The sequence below is a fragment of the Microbacterium sp. genome (genome assembly GCF_031178445.1).
GTDB lineage: Bacteria > Actinomycetota > Actinomycetes > Actinomycetales > Microbacteriaceae > Microbacterium.
Map to the genome: position 1 here is coordinate 430,783 of NZ_JAPSIY010000001.1, position 16,018 is coordinate 446,800.

A 16,018-nucleotide genomic window follows, 5' to 3' on the forward strand; every position below is an offset into this window, starting at 1 on the left:
ACCCGCTGATGATCCTGATCATGATCCTGTTCGGCCTCGCCGCGCTCCTCAGCGTCGTCCGGATCGTGCGGGGCCCCTCCATCCTCGACCGTACGGTCGCCGCCGACGTTCTGCTGACCGAGGTGATGTGTGTGCTGGGCGCCGACATGGCCATCGGCGGGCACACCCGCAACATCCCGGTGATGCTGATCATCGCGGCCGTCGGCGTGTTCGGGTCCATCTCGGTGGCCCGCTACGTCGCACGAAGGGACAACACGACGACATGAACGTGAACGACCTTCTCGCCCTGAGACTGCCCGATCCGATCGCCGATGCGATCGTCCTCGTCCTCGTCCTCGTCGGAGCGTTCCTGTGCCTGTCGGCAGCAGTCGGACTGCTGCGCTTCAGCGACGTTCCCAGCCGGCTGCACGCGGCCACGAAGCCGCAGGTGCTCGGTGTGGTCCTGATCTGCCTGGCGGTCGCGGTGGGGCAGCGCACGCTCGGCGGCATCCTGCTCGGGCTCGTGCTCGTCGCCCCTGTCGTGCTCATGCAGTTCGCCACGGCCCCGCTGTCGGCGCACATGGTGGGCAGGCAGGCCTACCGCAACGGTGCGATCCCGCGCGGCAGTCTCGTCGCCGACGAGTACGCCGAGTCGAAGCAGACGCCTCCCGCAGCAGGCTGAGTCACACCTCGCGGAGGAACTCCCGGATCTTCTCCGCGGCAGCCCAGGAGTCGCTGATGAGCGTGCCGTGACCGTGATCGGGGATCTCTTCGTAACGGGCGCCAGGGATGGCGTCGACGATCTCGCGGCACCAGGTCATCGGCGCCATCGGATCACGCTGCCCGCGGACCACCAGCACGGGCTTGCGCACTCGCGAGTACGCCTCCCTGGCGTCATGGACGATGGTCGCGCGCATCTTGCGGATCAGGTTCGGGCCACCGCGCAGGTACTCACGAGCGCCGCGCAAGAGCACCTTCGGGCGCTCACCGATGAGATCGACGAGCAGGTAACCGGCCTGGGCGCGGATGCTGCGCGCGGCGCTGTTCACCGTCGGGCCGGCGAGTACCAGCCCGGAGACGACATCGGGATGCCGCGCGGCGAGTTCGGCGGCGATCTGGGCCCCCATCGAGTGGCCCAGCGCCACCGCATCCGTGATGCCGCGGTCGCGCAGGAAGGCGGCGACCAGATCGGCGTGGCGCTCCATCGTGAGCGTGCGCCTCGGTTCGGGCGCCTCGCCGAAGCCCGGAAGGTCGAGGCCGACGATCCGTCCGCTCAGCCGTCGGATCAGGTCGATATACACGCTGCGCCCCATGCCGATGCCGTGCAGCAGCACGATCGGCTTCGTGCCGGAGCCGAAGTCCTCGTACACAAGCGTCGCCCCGCCGTGCACGAATTCGCCGATGTCGGCGCGGCTCCCGTCGGGTGCGAGCAGTCTCTCCGGCATACCTCAACGCTATCGGGGCTCGCGCCCGTCGCCGTGTCGTCCAGACGCGCGGGGCTCAGCCTCCCGGGGTCAGGCGGAGCGTGTCGACGCTCGCCTTCGTCACCGCCTTCGCGGTGAACGGCCATGGTCGCTGGACGCCGTTCGCCCAGTCGAGCGTCTGATCCGTGTAATGGGCGTGGAACGGGTGGCCGCTGGAACCGGTGAGCTGGATCCACGTCGAGTCGTCGAAATCGGCCAGATCGACCACCATCCGCATGGAGGGCACGGTCGTCGTGGCATACGACGCGCCGATCTGCCAGCCGGTCGCGTTGACGACCGACGATCCACCGCCCACCGGGTAAGGGCCGCGGTTGAACAGCATCTCGATGGGCGCGACGCCCGAGGTGCCGAGCGTCGCGTGAGTGAGCGGCAGTGCGTGCAACGCACCCCAGTTCCACCGCGTGACGTCGCGTCCCTGCAGGTCTGCGAGCTCCTCGTACGCCTGTTCGGCTGAGAAGGCCAGCATCTCGTTCATACCGGAGACGTCGATCCTGTCGTTCGTCCACAGCGGGTCGTCGGCATCGTCGAGCATCGTGCCGATGACGGTGAACAGGCGCGCCTGGTCGTTCACCGGCAGCGGCACGTCGCGGTCGGCGAAGACGTTCTGCACCAGGTTCGCCCAGAGCACGTTCGCGAAGGCTGCGGCCGCCGAGTCGGCGCTGTTCTGCGCGTCCCAGGTGCGCAGCAGCTCGACGGCGGACGTTGGTCCCTTCCCTTCGAGCTCGATCGCGTCCAACGCCACGGCGAGCTGCTTGCCGATCCACATCTGCTCGTCCGCTTGGATGTCGCGCAGGTCCTGCGCGACGAGCGGGCCCGCGGCGGCCTTGCGCTCGATCAGGTGCGCGATGCGTGAGGCGCGGTAGCCGTGATCCCAGTCGCGCGAGAGGAAGTGGGAGTACTGCTCATCGACGATCGCGTTGTTGGCCGTGACGATGTAGCCCTCGGGTGGATTGAACGAGACGGGCAGCTCATCGAACGGGATGAACCCCTTCCAGTCATAGCTGCTGTCCCAGCCGGGCTGCGGCAGCCAGCCGTCGCCGGCACCGCGGATCGGCAGGCGCCCCGGCGCCTGATAGCCGATATTGCCGTCGGTGTCGGCGTAGACGAGGTTCTGCGCGGGCACGTCGAACAGTGAGGCCGCCGCGCGGAAGCCATCGAAGTCCTGGGCGGTGCCGAGCTCGAAGATCGCGCGGGCGGTGGTTCCGGGGTCCAGGGCCGTCCAGCGCAGGCTGACCGCGAACTCGCCGGAGGGGATCTCGGGGGCGTCCTGCAGGGGCAGCACCTCGTCGCCGCTCGCGGCCACGGGGTCTTCGGCGATCGCCGTGAAGTCGTCGGTGAGTCCCGAGATGATCGGTCCGTGCACGGTACGGCGGATCGTCAGAGGCACGTCCTCGCCGCCGGCCACCTTGATCACGTCGTGCTCGATTTCCAGGGGCTGCAGCGTGCCGTCGCGCCAGTACTCGTCGCCCTCGATCTTCTCGATGTAGAGGTCGGTGACGTCAGTGGTGAGGTTGGTGAAGCCCCACGAGATCTTCGCGTTGTGACCGATGATGATGCCGGGCAGACCCGAGAACGAGAATCCTCCGACATTGAACGGGCAGCTCTCGCTCACGACCTTGCACTTCAGCTGCATCTGGTACCACACCGACGGCAGCGACGAGCCGAGGTGCGGGTCGTTCGCGAGCAGCGGCTTGCCGCTCTCGGTGAGATCGCCCGACACGACCCACGAGTTCGAGCCGATGCCTTCGCCGACTCCGCCGACCAGCATGCCGGCCGCCTCGATCACACTCGATGCCTCCTGCCACTCCACGGTGGCCAGGGCGGCGGCCGTGTCAGGCTCCTCGGCGGATCCCGGGACGGGGAAGGATGCTGTGGCAGCATCCGTCTCGGTCGTCGGTACGGGGTTCACGGGGGAGATCGACGGGACGATGACGGGATGGCGATCGAACGGATACCCCGGGTACAGCTTCTCGAGGAGCGATTGCGTGTCGGTCTCGGCGGGCCCAGCGCCCGCCGAGGCGCCTGCGCTCGCCGCCGCATGCGGACCCGCGGCGTCGAGTGATGCGGCGAGCCGTGCGCGATCGGTCTCGGCTCCGAGATTGGTGCGCAGGTCCCAGGCCATCGCCTTCAGCCAGGCCACCGAATCGGCAGGCTCCCACGGCTCGGGGGTGTAGTCGGGCGCGAGCACACCGAGAACCGCGTGCTCGAGCGAGAGCTCGGCTCCGGAGCGCGAGGAGAGATAGGAGTTCACGCCGTCGGCATAGGCCTCGTAATACGACCGCGTGGTCTCGTCGAGCGCTTCGACCTCCTGCTCGGCGACCTCGCGCCAGCCGAGGGTGCGCAGGAACTTGTCGGTCTCGACCTGCGATTCGCCGAACATCTCGGCGACGCGCCCCGAGGTGACGTGCCGGCGGAAGTCCATCTCGAAGAAGCGGTCCTGCGCGTGGGTGAAGCCCTGGGCGAAGAAGAGGTCGTGCGCGGAGGACGCCGTGACGGTGGGGATGCCGCGCTCGTCGCGCTGCACGGTCACCGGCTCCTCGAGTCCCGTCAGCGCGACCTCGCCCGAGGTCTGCGGGAAGGAGCGCTGGATGGTGCAGGTGAGGAAGAACGCCGCCGCGACCGCGATCACCACGACGCCGGCGAGGACGAGGAAGGCGATGCGGCCGATCCGGCCCGCGAGCGGTCGGCGGGAGGCCGGATTCTCTGACGTCATCAGCAAAGGACTTTCGATCAGGGTGCGGGACTCCGTCTCACGGAGCTCGGTACGCGTCTCGGGAGTACGCGCGCCCTGGCATCCTATCCACTCGTCCGGCCCCGGACGAGGTCATCCGATCAGACTGGGCTGGAGGTCGCGCAGCGTGCGCCGATGCGTCATGCGCGTCACCCCGACACCCGCGAGCAGCAGCGCGCCGACCAGCCAGAGGGAGAGCACCGCGAGATCCCAGAGCGCGCGGCTCAGATCTCCGCCGTACATCAGCTGGCGCATCGCGTCGACGACGTAGCCCATCGGCAGCACGTGGTGCAGTGCGGCGAGCGGCTCCGGCAGTGTCTGCCACGGGAAGGTGCCACCGGCCGTCACGAGCTGCAGCACCATCAGCACCAGTCCCATGAACTGCCCGACCGAGCCCAGCCAGACGTTCAGCGCCAGGATGATCGCGGCGTAGGTCGCCGAGGCCATCACCATCACGCCGAGCGAGCCCCACGGATGCTCGAACTCGAAGCCGAGCATGAAGCCGAGCACCCCGATCAGGCCCACCATCTGCAACGCGCCCAGCGCTGCCGGGGTGACCCAGCCCGCCAGGGTGATTCGGATGGGGGAGTGCAGGGCGGTCACGGCGCGCCGGGAGACGGGTTTGACGATGAGGAACAGCGCGTAGATGCCGATCCATCCGGCCAGAGCCGCGAAGAAGGGTGCGAGCCCCTGCCCGTAGTCCTTGGCGGCCGCGACCTTGTCGCTCGACACCTGCACGGGATCGGCGATCGTGTCGGCCTGCGCTTCGCGCAGATCGGGAGTCGAGGCCGGAATCGCCTCGACCCCGCGGGAGAGCCCGTCGCGCAGGGTGCCGATGCCGTCGCCAAGCGTGCCGAGACCGTCGTGCAGCTTCGCGGCGCCGTCACGGGCGGATGCTGCGCCCGCGGCGGCGCTGCTCGCGCCGTCGGCCAGCCTGGCGGCACCGTCGGCCACCGATCTCGCACCCGCGGCGAGCTGGTCGATGCTGTCGACGGCGCCCTGAGCCGCAGCGTTCCCCTGGCGGACCTTGTCGGCGAGCGGATCGAGCCTCGCGAGCACGGTGTCGATCTGCTCGGGGGTGAGGCCCTGCTCGGCCATCGCCTGGGCGAGGTCGGTGCGGGCCGTCGGCAGCGCCTCCGTTGCCTGCTGCATGAGGTCAGCCGCGTGATCGGCCGTTCCGGCGAGTTGTCCGTTGCCGGCGCTCACCTGCGAGGCGCCGTCGGCCAGGGAGCGGGCTCCGTCGGCGAGGGTCTTCGTACCGGTGGCGAGTGTGCTGAGCCCGTTCGCGAGGGTGGATGAGCCGCTCTCCGCCGTCCCGGCGCCATCGTGAAGCTGCGTGGCGCCGTCGGTCGCCTCTGACAGTTTGTCGCGCACGTCGCTCAGTCCGGTCAGCAGCCGCTCCGCCGCCTCGGAGCCCACCATTTCGGCGACCGAGCGGCGGATGCGCTCGACGGTCTGCGACCCGATGGTCGACGCCAGGTAGTTGTTGGCGTCGTTGGTCTCGAGCTCGATGCGCGCCTGACGGGGGTCATCGCCGGCGGCAGAGGCGAGAGCATCCGAGAAGTCGGCGGGGATGGTGACCGTGAAGTCGACCGTCCCCTCCTTCAGCGCCCGCTCCGCGTCCGACGCCGTCATCTCCTGCCAGGCGAACGAGCCGTCTTCGAGCAGGTTGCCCGCCACTCTGTCGCCGTAGTTCTCCGCGTGCTCGTGCGTGGTGCCGTCGGCATCCGTCGTGGTGGTCGTGACGCCGGCGTCGTCGACGACCAGCGCGACGGGCACTTCGCTGAACTTGCCGTAGGGGTCCTGGTTCGCCCAGAGGTACAGGCCGCCGTACAGGATCGGCACGCACATCAGCGCGATCAGGGCGATCACCGCCATCGGGCTGGCGGTCAGCCTGCGCAGCTCGGCCGCGATCATGGACGGCACCTTCATCAGCTCGCCTCCTCGTCGTGCCGGCTGTCGGCGCCGAGACGGTGGGGCGGCGAAGAAGGGGCGGGAGCGGTGGCCGCTGTATCGGCGATCACCGTCTCGCTGAGGTCGACGGTCGCAGCGTCGGCGAGGTGGTCCGCGCCGAGGGTCTCCGGCATTCCGGCGATGACGGCGGCGGCCGCACCGCCGACGATCACGAGCACCGCGTATCCGCGCTCGGCGAACTCGGCCGAGATGCGCCACCAGCCGTCCGGGCGCCCGCCGTGCCGGTCGGGAGACACCAGTACGATGCCCTCCACGCCCTCACGCAGCACCGCCAGTTCGCACAGGATCCGCACCCGCGCTGCGGGGTCGACCGTTCCGACCGGCGAGTCGGCGATGTCGGCGAAGCCGAGGCCGGCCAGCCAGCGCCTGGCATGCAGCGGAGTGGCGCCAAGGCCGGCGAACATCAGCTCCTCACCGACGACGGCGGCGACCGTGACGCCGGGGTGCGGGTCGCTCACATCCAGGGCGTCGACCAGCGCGACCCGCCGACGGAGGCCAGCGGCATCCGTCCGCGCGTCGATGGTGACGCGACCGGCATCGGGCTTCATCCGTCCGGAGGCGATCAGTCCGAGCACGGTGGGTCGCTGCTCTGTCTCGGCGCGCACGAACCGGGCATGACCAGTCTCGAAGCTCAGTGTCGTCTCGGGCAGCGTTTGCCCTCTGCGCCCCTTCGAGACGCCGTCCAGCACGACTCTCATTCGGACTCCTTCACGGAGGTGCGCACATCGGGGTGTGCTCGCAGCAGCTCGTCGACTTCGCGCCACGACAGCCCCGCGATGCTCAGCAGCGTCCGCACGGCCAGGTCGGCGGCAGAAGGCGATGACGCGTCGACGCGCGCCACGACGGTGCGTGAGACCTCTTCGATCAGCCGGGCGAGGGTGGGCGCCGCGAGATCGGTGCGGAAGCTGCCGTCTCGCTGACCGCGTTCGACCAGCTGCGCCACGGTGCGCCGCAGGGGCGCGAGAGCTTCGGCGGTCTGCGCGACGTGCGCCTCGTCGAGCGCGAGTGCCGCGGCGACCTGCACATGAGCGGCTTCGTGCCAGAGCCGTACGGCCAGGCGCGCCAGAGTCAGCCGGGCGTCGGCGTCGTCGACGGAGGCGGCGATGTCGTTGAACCGCTGCGCGCCAGCGACGATCAGCTCGCGGATCAGGGCATCCCGGTCGTCGAAGTGGCCGTACAGGGTGCGCCGCGAGAGCCCCGCGCTGCGGGCGATCGCGTCGACGGAGGCGTGCGGGTCGTTCGCCAGTGCGCTGCGGGCGGCGTCGAGAATGCCGGCACGATTGGCGCGGGCGTCGGAACGGGGTGCGCGGGCGGTGGTCATGCTCCAATTATATTGCACACGATTGTGCAATATAGCTGGGTGTGCTCACAGCATCCGCGACCCGGACACGCAGAAGCCCCCGGGCCGACCAAGCGGACCGGGGGCGTGCGGGATGTCGTCAGTCGGTGCCGGAGTCGAAGGCGGCGCCCTCGGATGCCGCATCCACGGCGTCCGTCAGCGTCTCGTCGGCCTGCGAGACCGAGCCCTCCACGAACTCGGTGATCTCGCCCGCCTCGCCGGCGGTCACGCGGCCGACGAGCTCGCCGGTCGCGCCACCCACCAGGCCAAGGCCGGCGTACTGCTCGAGCCGCGAGCGCGAGTCGGCGATGTCGAGGTTGCGCATGGTGAGCTGCCCGATACGGTCGACCGGGCCGAAGGCGGCGTCGCCGACCCGCTCCATGGAGAGCTTCTCGGGGCCGTAGGACAGGTTCGGCGACACAGTGTCGAGGATCGTCCAGTCGTCGCCGCGACGCAGGCGGATCGTGACCGAGCCCGAGATCGTGGAACCCACCCAGCGCTGGATCGATTCGCGCAGCATGAGCGACTGCGGCTCGAGCCAGCGACCCTCGTACATCAGCCGGCCGAGGCGCCGGCCCTGCTCGTGGTAGGTGGCCAGGGTGTCTTCGTTCTGGATGCCGTTGACCAGGCGCTCGTACGCGATGAAGAGCAGCGCCATGCCGGGGGCCTCATAGATGCCGCGAGACTTGGCCTCGATGATGCGGTTCTCGATCTGGTCGCTCATGCCGAGGCCGTGGCGGCCGCCGATCGCGTTCGCCTCCTGCACGAGCGCGACGGCGTCGTACTCGGTGCCGTTCAGAGCGACCGGCCGGCCGCCCTCGAACGTGACCGTGACGTCTTCGGTGTCGATCGCGACAGACGGATCCCAGTACTTGACGCCCATGATCGGGTCGACCGTCTCGAGCGAGACGTCGAGGTGCTCCAGGGTCTTCGCCTCATGGGTCGCGCCCCAGATGTTGGCATCGGTGGAGTAGGCCTTCTCGGCTGAGTCGCGGTAAGGGAAGTCGTGGGCGACGAGCCAGTCGCTCATCTCCTTGCGGCCGCCCAGCTCGGTGACGAAGTCGGCGTCGAGCCAGGGCTTGTAGATGCGCAGGCGGGGGTTCGCGAGCAGACCGTAGCGGTAGAACCGCTCGATGTCGTTGCCCTTGTAGGTGGAGCCGTCGCCCCAGATGTCGACGCCGTCCTCGCGCATGGCCCGGACGAGCAATGTGCCGGTCACGGCACGGCCGAGGGGAGTGGTGTTGAAGTAGGTCTTGCCGCCCGAGCGGATGTGGAAGGCGCCACATGACAGCGCGACGAAGCCCTCCTCGACCAGGGCGGACCTGCAGTCGATCAGGCGCGACTTCTCCGCCCCGTACTCCAGTGCGCGGCCGGGAATCGACTCGATGTCGTCCTCGTCGTACTGGCCGAGGTCACCGGTGTACGTGAAGGGCACGGCTCCCTTGTCGCGCATCCACGCGACGGCGACGGAGGTGTCGAGACCCCCGGAGAAGGCGATGCCGACGCGCTCGCCGACGGGGAGGGACTGGAGGACCTTGGACATGGTGTCAAGTCTATCGGCGCGGCGTGGCGCGCCATTCCGGGTGACGGCGCGACCAGCCGCGCCGGTGCCCGACACCACGGGACGAAGTCAAGGCCCCTTCGCCGACGACGAGACTTCGATGTACTGATCGCGACCCCTGCGAAGGAGACCCATCGTGACCTCTCTCTGGCTCGACGCTCAGCCCGAGCGCATTCCCTGCGACACATTCGAGCCCGGTGCACGCTACGACGTCGTCGTCGCCGGTGCCGGGCTGACCGGACTCACCACCGCGCTCCTTCTCGCACGAGCGGGCCTCACGGTCGCCGTGCTCGAGGCGCGGTTCGTCGGGGCGGTCACCACCGGGCACACGACGGCGAAGCTCAGTCTGCTGCAGGGCGGCGTGCTCTCCCGCATCCGGTCGCGGGGGTCGGATCGTGTGCTGCAGGCATATGTCGAGGGCAACCGCGAGGGGCAGGCATGGATGCTGCGCTACCTCGAGGAGCGCGGCGTCGATGTGCAGCGCCGCGACGCCTTCACCTACGCCGGAACGGAAGACGGCGTCAGGAGTCTGGATGCCGAGTACGAGGCGTGCCGCCAGGCGGGTCTCGACGTCGAGCGAATCGAAGACGCCGACCTGCCCTTCGAGACCCACGGATCCCTGCGACTGCGGGATCAGGCGCAGTTCGACCCGATGGACGTGCTGCGTGCGCTCGCCGCGGACGTGCGCGACCGCGGCGGCACGATCGTCGAGGGTGCCAGAGTGAAGGACGTCGACACCGGCGAGCCGAGCCGCGTGATCACGTCACTGGGAGACGTCTTCGCGGGCACCGTGGTGATCGCCACCGGCATCCCGGTCCTCGACCGCGGCCTCTACTTCGCGAAGGTCAAGCCGGCGCGCTCCTACGCGCAGGCGTTCCGTGTGCCCGGTGTCGCCCTGCCGCAGGGGATGTACCTCTCCATCGACTCGCCCGCACGCTCACTGCGCACCGCCCCCGTCGGGGGCGAGCAGCGGCTGATCGTCGGCGGGAACGGCCACACCGTGGGCCGTGCGGACGACACCCAGCAGCTCGTCGACGACCTCGAGAACTGGACGAAGCGGCACTTCCCCGGCGCCGAGCGCACTCACCAGTGGTCGGCGCAGGACTACGAGTCGATGAACCTGGTGCCCTTCGTCGGATGGATGCCGCGCACAGGCAAGCACGTCGCGCTGGCCACCGGCTACAACAAATGGGGCATGACCAACGCGGTCGCCGCCGCGCTCAGCATCTCGGCCGATGTGCTGGGCGGCGACATCTCCTGGGCGAAGACGCTGCACCACCGCATCACGCTGCCGCAGGACGTCGCACACAGTGTGGTCGCGAACGCCGAGGTCGCGCGCGATGTGGCGACCGGCTGGGTCTCGGCCGAGCTGCACGCCCTTCCCGACGACCCGCCTGCAGAGGGAGACGGCATCGTCGGCAGGGACGGCATGCGGCCGACCGCGGTCTCGACGGTCGACGGCACGGTGTGCCGCCTGTCTGCGGTGTGCACGCACCTCGGCGGCATCGTGACGTGGAACGGCGCGGAGAAGTCGTGGGACTGTCCGCTGCACGGTTCCCGTTTCGACGCGCAAGGGCGTCTGCTCGAAGGCCCGGCGGTCGAGGACCTGCGTGCTGTCGACGAGCCCGAGCTTCCGGGTGACGAGCACGAGCCCGTCGATGATCGACCTTCTGGTCAGAACCCGGGGTAGTCCTTCAGTCGCTCCTCGAACTCCGCGCGGTCGCTCTCACTGAGCAGCTGACGGGCGTAGATCGTGAACTGAAGCCCCTCGAGGGGTTCCCCGGTCTGATCGCTGATCGCCTGGCGCTGGGTGCGGAACTCGCCCGTGGCGTCCTTGGACAGGTCGTAGAAGTCGGCGTAGAAGCGCAACGGCTCGGGATAGTTGTCGCTGTACCACTCCCAGGTGTGCTGGCGTTCCACGTTCGCAGAGCCGTAGAGCTTGGCGAGCATGTCGTCGGAGATGCCGGACTGCGAGCCGTTCAGCTCCCACAGCGCGTACATGCCCTGCTCCGCGAGCACCTGCTCGATGATCAGGCGGATCTCGCGCTTGCGGGCGTTGTCGTGGATCGGCTGTTCGGTCGTCCACGATGTGGACGTGTAGTTGCGCAGCATCGATTCGCCGCCGTAACCGTTGCGCTCGGGACTGATGTCGCGTTCACCGGACTCCACCCAGGTGTAGCCGTATTCGGCGGTGATGCGCTGTCGCAGGTCGCTCATGAGCTCATCACCCTGCCGCTGAACCTGTTCCAGTGAAGACTGGGCCAGCACGTCGTGATTCGCCACATCCTTCATGCCCGGGTATGCCGCCGCATGCTGTTGTTCTTCCGACTTCGTGCCGTCGTACGCGTGGGTCGCGGCCGACCGGAGCGCCCCCATCGCCCCGACGGTGGCCACGTTGAAGACCAGCGTCGTCGCGAGCGCGATCGAGCCGAGCGTCCGTCCCCGGGGTGTGAGCAATGCCCACACGATCAGGCCGAGGATGACGAGCTGCAGCACCAGCATCGAGGGGCCGTAGAGCGCATCGGTGCCGCCCGCACCCATCATCAGCAGAAGCACCAGCACGAACAGCGCGGTCACGACGATCGCGACCAGTCCGATCGCGTTCGCCGATCTCCTTCCGGCCGTCGTCCCGGGAGCGGTGTAGGTCACCGGCCCCGTAGCGGATGGGCCGGACGCCCGCCCAAGGCCCGCGGCCGCATCCAGTCCCGCAGCGATGCGGCGTGCACCGTGGTACCCGCCCGGCGGCGGCAGCGGGGGTGCCCCCTCGGAGCCGCCCACGTACTTCGAGCGCCGCTTGTCTACCATGGCCTGTCCGTCCCGCCGCCGCCCTCGTCGCCGCGTCCGTCGAGTTCGTCCTCGCGCTCCTGCTGCCCCTGATTGAGCTTGTCCTCGATCGCGTCGAGGTTATCCGGTGAGGGCTGCGGCTCCTCCGGCTGCGGGGGCTGCTCCTCTTCGTCCTGGCCTTGTTCCGGATCCTGCTGCTGCTGGCTCTGCTGCTGCTTCTCCTGCTGGCGCTGCTGGTTCTGCTCGAGCGTCTCGCTCATGTCGCGGTTCGGGTCGGGTGAGGAGTTCTGCGCCTCGTCGCTGTTGCACTCCTCGGGGGTCTCGACGGTGATCTGCAGCGCCTCGCCGTAGAGTTCCGCCGCCGAGGCGGGTTCGGCGTCGGCGAGGGCGGCGTCACCCATGCGCTCCACGACGAGCGAAAGGTTGATGCGCACGTAACAGACATCCAGCCCCTGGGCCTGCGGCAGCGCTTCCTCGAGCTCGGCCCGCGCCTCACTCAGCTGCTCGGCGCCGGCCAGCGCGGTGCCGATGTTGTACGGCGACTTGAACGGCTCGAACCAGTTCAGGAAGTCCTGTCCCCGCGCCGCCGCCTCCGCCTCGGCATAGCCGCTCGCGACGAACGCGCTGATCGACTGATGCGCGAACGCGTACATGCTGAGCAGCTTGCCCACGAGCAGCAGTGCGGCGAGGGTGAGCGGCAGCGTGCCGACCGCGATCCAGCGACGGAGGCGCCGCCGCCTGCGGTTCACGGCGAGCAGCGCGGCTGCGGCGTCGGAGCCGGCGTGGTTCGTCATCGGTCACCTCCGTCCCGAGGCGATGGCCGAGGGGCCCGCGTTGCCGAGACGGTGAGGCCGCGCAGGCGGGTAACCTGCATGGCGGCGCGAGCGAGCTCGACGCCGACGAGCACGACGAGCAGAAGCGCTGCGATCCAGTAGAGCTCGATCACCGTGCCGACCTCGCCGGATGCCGAATAGTCGGTCGTGCTGGTGGGCGCCTCGGGCAGTTCGATCGCGGCGTCGGCCGACCGGCTCTGGTACTCGATGCCGAGCTCCTCGGAGATGACGCGCAGATTGTCCTCGTCGATCACCGACATCGCGGGTTCGCCCTGGTACTCGATGTACTCACCGGCTTCGCCGCCCCGGCCCGTCGTCTTCTTCATGGGCCCGCCCTCGGCGGTGCCGTAGCCGAGCACCGAGCCGCTGTCGACGTACCGTGCGCTCGAGGCGAACGATTCCGGGTCGTGCGATGCGGTCTGCTCGCCATCGCCCAGGTAGAACACCATCCGGCTGCGATCAGGTGCGGCCTTCGCGGCGGCCGACAGTGTGTCGGCCAGCATCCGGTTCGCGATGCCGATCGAGCTGCCCCGCGACTGGTCGGTGACTTCAGGGCGCATGACGTCGAGAGACGACATCAGTGCCGTGGCGTCGGTGGTCAGCGGCAGGCGCAGCTGTGCCGACGCGTCGAAGCTGATCAGCGCAAACCGCGCGCCGGGATACTCGTCGACGATGGCCTGCACGTCGGCACGGACACCGTCGAGGCGAGGCCGGTCGCCTTCCCAGTCCTCGGCGACGATGCTGGCGGTGGTGTCGACGACGATCACGACATCGGTATCGGTCGCGAGGGTCTGCGACGTGCCGCCGGGGATGCCGGGGCGCAGCAGCATGACGAAGACGACGAGAAGCATGAGCAGGCGAAGGACGAGCTGCCAGACGGGGCTCTCACCACGGGCGCTCCGCTTCACCATCGCGCGCACCAGGAGGAAGGCCACCGGCGCGCAGAGCAGCACGAGCAGCACGGGATGCAGTACGGGCTGGAGGATCACAGTCGCACCCTCCCGACCAGCACCAGGAACGCGAGCACGCACACCAGTGTGAGGGCGATCCAGAGGTTCGGGGTGTCGACCTCGACGATCTGCGCCTGACCCTTCAGGGCCGTCGCCTCCCGCTTCTGGATCTCGGTGATGATGTCGGAGACCGTCGTGGTCTCCCGCAGCGCGTACGACTGGCCGCCGGTGAGCAGTGCGGCGTTCGTCAGCTCCGCGCTCACGTCTGCGTCCTTGCCCTGCACAGGGTTGAGGGCGTACACCTGCACGCCCTTCGACTTGGCGTAGCCGGCTGCCTCCTCGAGCGTGAGGATCGATGCTCCCGCCAGCTCGTTGTCTGTCGCGAGGATCACCGAGCGGCTCCGCTCGTCATCCTGGTGGTCGAACCGCATGGTGCAGGCGGCGAGGCCGTCTCCGATGAGCGAGGCGCCAGGGCCGTTGAGCGTGCCCACCCAGTGCTCGGGCGTCTCGTCGACGTAATCGAAGCTGCGTCGCACGTTCTGCAGCTGCTGCTCGACGAACGTGTAGTCGTCGGTGAGGGGGAACACCTGAACCGGTGAGCTGTTGAAGATGGTCAGGCCGATGCGTTCGCCCTCGAAGCCCTCGAGCAGTTCGAGGAACACCTCGAGCACCTCGACGTCGACATCGGACATCGAGCCCGACACGTCGAGACACAGCATGATGTCGCGGCTGGTGTCTGTGGGCTGGATGGTCTTGGCCGACATGGGTCGTGCCGCCACGACCCCGCCGAGCAGCACGGCGACGGCGCCGAGGGCGAGGATGCCGGAGAGCAGGGCCATGCGACGGTTCACCGAGGAGCGGAACGACGGGAGGGTGCGCAGTCGCTCGGCGCGCGAGACCAGCGCCGCGGGACGCGCGTCCTCCCGTCCGCGGGCGCGCAGACCCAGCAGCACGCCGATGACCACGGCGACGACGAGTACGCCGAGGGCGACCAGGACGAGCCACCAGATGTTCAACGCCATGTCATCACCCCCTCAGTGCCAGCTCTTCACGACCGTGCGGGCTGCCTCGGCGCCGTACACGGGATCGATCGCGGGACCGCGCTGGAAGATGCTCGGGTAGTAGTGCCGGCGGATGGCGTCGATGAGTGCGGGGTCGACGCCTCTGGCCACGAGATCGTCGAGGGCGAGGACGGGTGCCTCCAGACCGGAGTACTCGTTGACGAACTCCCGGACCAGTCGGCTGAGCTCGAGATTGGCCCTGCGAGGGTCCATATTCCTCGAACGGTATGCATCCTCGATGTGCTGGATCTGGTCGAGGTACTCGACGCGGAGCTGCGACAGCACATCGGCGGTGATCGGTGTGTGGGCGGTGGCGCCTGGCAGCGTGATGCTGCGACGAGGCCGGGTGAGTGCGAGCACCAGCCACACCGCGGCGGCGATCAGCAGAAGGATGCCGATGGCCAGCAGGATCCAGCCCCAGCCGTACTGCACCGGAGGATAAAGCTCGTCAGAGGCGGGCATGCGACCTCCGATTCAGCATCGTCAGCAGCGTCGGGACGGCGGCATCCTGCCCGCCGAACTCCGCGTGCGTGATCTCGAGCCGGCGCAGCACGTCATGCCGGTGCGCGGTTTCGGCCGCCTCCTGGGCGGCGAGCTCAGCCATCACCTCCGCGTCGCCGTGCACGAAGTCGGGCACCGCCCAGCTGCTGTCGACATCACGGCGATGCGCGCCGGAGCGGCCGACGACCGGGTCCGCGTCGCGCAGCGTCAGCCAGAGGAGGTCGTGCTGCACGCCCAGCCTGCGCAGCATCCGCTCCGTCTCGTCGGTGACGGGGGCCTCGTCGGTGACGATCACGACGATCATGCGTCGCGCGATGTTGCGCGCCACGTAACGCAGCAGGCTCTCGCGGTCGTTCGGCGCCGAGCTCTCGCCGATCGCCCGGTCCAGGGCGCGAAGGCCGTGCTCGAGCGCCCCTTCGCTGCCGCCGGGGGCGAGCCGGCGAACGCGCGCCGCGTCTCCGTAGACGATCCAGAAGTCGTCGCCGTGGCGCACGGTGAGGAAGCCGAGCGCACCGGTCACGAGCACGGCGAGCTCGCGTTTCGTCCCCTCGTCCTCGGCGAGGGCGTTCATGCTGCGGCCGGTGTCGACGACGAAGAGCACCGTGTGCATGCGGGTCGCCTTGGTGCGCTTGATCAGCGGCGAGCCGTGCTTGGCGGTGGCCTTCCAGTCGATGTCGCGCACCTGGTCGCCGTACTCGTACGGGCGCAGGTCCTCGAAGTCGAGGCTGCGGCCGCGCAGCAGCGACGCGTATGCGCCGTCGAGCGCGTGCATCGACTTCTGTGACGAGCGGATGAAGAGTCGGCTCTTCACCTGTGTGACG

15 protein-coding genes are annotated in these 16,018 nt (G+C 69.1%); 3 read left to right on the forward strand and 12 right to left on the reverse strand.

Going from position 1 to position 16,018, the window contains the following annotated elements; translation table 11 throughout:
* Positions 1–8 precede the first annotated feature (8 nt).
* The gene (locus tag RIN43_RS02075; protein WP_375163697.1) at positions 9–266 is read left to right on the forward strand and encodes a monovalent cation/H+ antiporter complex subunit F; all 258 of its coding nucleotides are present in this window, start codon (positions 9–11) and stop codon (positions 264–266) included.
* Positions 263–661, forward strand: coding sequence for a monovalent cation/H(+) antiporter subunit G (gene mnhG, locus RIN43_RS02080; protein ID WP_309127206.1), 399 nt, complete (start codon positions 263–265; stop codon positions 659–661). The genes RIN43_RS02075 and mnhG overlap by 4 nt, the downstream gene beginning before the upstream one ends.
* Position 662: 1 nt before the next feature.
* Here the strand turns inward: mnhG and RIN43_RS02085 are convergent, their stop codons facing one another.
* The 6 genes from RIN43_RS02085 to argG all read right to left on the reverse strand — a co-directional run bounded on the left by RIN43_RS02085 (position 663) and on the right by argG (position 9,050).
* Positions 663–1,424 (reverse strand): alpha/beta hydrolase, encoded by a 762-nt coding sequence (locus RIN43_RS02085; protein WP_309127207.1) that lies wholly within the window; start codon positions 1,422–1,424, stop codon positions 663–665.
* Between the two features lie 55 nt (positions 1,425–1,479).
* On the reverse strand, positions 1,480–4,176 hold the full coding sequence (locus RIN43_RS02090) for a penicillin acylase family protein (RefSeq protein ID WP_309127208.1): 2,697 nt from the start codon (positions 4,174–4,176) through the stop codon (positions 1,480–1,482).
* Positions 4,177–4,287: 111 nt separating this feature from the next.
* On the reverse strand, positions 4,288–6,126 hold the full coding sequence (locus RIN43_RS02095; RefSeq protein ID WP_309127209.1) for a YhgE/Pip domain-containing protein: 1,839 nt from the start codon (positions 6,124–6,126) through the stop codon (positions 4,288–4,290).
* The gene (locus tag RIN43_RS02100; protein ID WP_309127210.1) at positions 6,126–6,866 is read right to left on the reverse strand and encodes a hypothetical protein; all 741 of its coding nucleotides are present in this window, start codon (positions 6,864–6,866) and stop codon (positions 6,126–6,128) included. Before RIN43_RS02100 ends, RIN43_RS02095 begins: the two co-directional genes overlap by 1 nt.
* Positions 6,863–7,489 (reverse strand): helix-turn-helix domain-containing protein, encoded by a 627-nt coding sequence (locus tag RIN43_RS02105; protein ID WP_309127211.1) that lies wholly within the window; start codon positions 7,487–7,489, stop codon positions 6,863–6,865. Before RIN43_RS02105 ends, RIN43_RS02100 begins: the two co-directional genes overlap by 4 nt.
* Before the next feature lie 118 nt (positions 7,490–7,607).
* A complete protein-coding gene (argG, locus tag RIN43_RS02110; protein ID WP_309127212.1) occupies positions 7,608–9,050 on the reverse strand; it encodes an argininosuccinate synthase in 1,443 nt (480 codons plus the stop codon).
* A gap of 154 nt (positions 9,051–9,204) precedes the next feature.
* On the opposite strand from argG, the gene RIN43_RS02115 reads away from it, so the two are divergent.
* Positions 9,205–10,758, forward strand: coding sequence for an FAD-dependent oxidoreductase (locus tag RIN43_RS02115; RefSeq protein ID WP_309127213.1), 1,554 nt, complete (start codon positions 9,205–9,207; stop codon positions 10,756–10,758).
* On the opposite strand, the gene RIN43_RS02120 is transcribed toward RIN43_RS02115, so the two are convergent.
* The 6 genes from RIN43_RS02120 to RIN43_RS02145 are packed head-to-tail and all read right to left on the reverse strand — an operon-like array spanning position 10,743 to position 16,008.
* Positions 10,743–11,873 (reverse strand): hypothetical protein, encoded by a 1,131-nt coding sequence (locus tag RIN43_RS02120; protein ID WP_309127214.1) that lies wholly within the window; start codon positions 11,871–11,873, stop codon positions 10,743–10,745. The two genes, RIN43_RS02115 and RIN43_RS02120, sit on opposite strands and share 16 nt — an antisense overlap.
* On the reverse strand, positions 11,867–12,646 hold the full coding sequence (locus tag RIN43_RS02125; protein WP_309127215.1) for a hypothetical protein: 780 nt from the start codon (positions 12,644–12,646) through the stop codon (positions 11,867–11,869). The genes RIN43_RS02120 and RIN43_RS02125 overlap by 7 nt, the downstream gene beginning before the upstream one ends.
* Positions 12,643–13,674, reverse strand: a complete 1,032-nt coding sequence (locus RIN43_RS02130; RefSeq protein ID WP_309127216.1) for a VWA domain-containing protein — start codon at positions 13,672–13,674, stop codon at positions 12,643–12,645. Before RIN43_RS02130 ends, RIN43_RS02125 begins: the two co-directional genes overlap by 4 nt.
* On the reverse strand, positions 13,671–14,657 hold the full coding sequence (locus tag RIN43_RS02135) for a VWA domain-containing protein (RefSeq protein ID WP_309127217.1): 987 nt from the start codon (positions 14,655–14,657) through the stop codon (positions 13,671–13,673). Before RIN43_RS02135 ends, RIN43_RS02130 begins: the two co-directional genes overlap by 4 nt.
* A gap of 12 nt (positions 14,658–14,669) precedes the next feature.
* Positions 14,670–15,158: a hypothetical protein gene (locus RIN43_RS02140; protein ID WP_309127218.1), complete on the reverse strand. Its 489-nt coding sequence runs from the start codon at positions 15,156–15,158 to the stop codon at positions 14,670–14,672.
* The gene (locus RIN43_RS02145; RefSeq protein ID WP_309127219.1) at positions 15,145–16,008 is read right to left on the reverse strand and encodes a DUF58 domain-containing protein; all 864 of its coding nucleotides are present in this window, start codon (positions 16,006–16,008) and stop codon (positions 15,145–15,147) included. Before RIN43_RS02145 ends, RIN43_RS02140 begins: the two co-directional genes overlap by 14 nt.
* Between the last annotated feature and the right edge of the window lie 10 nt (positions 16,009–16,018).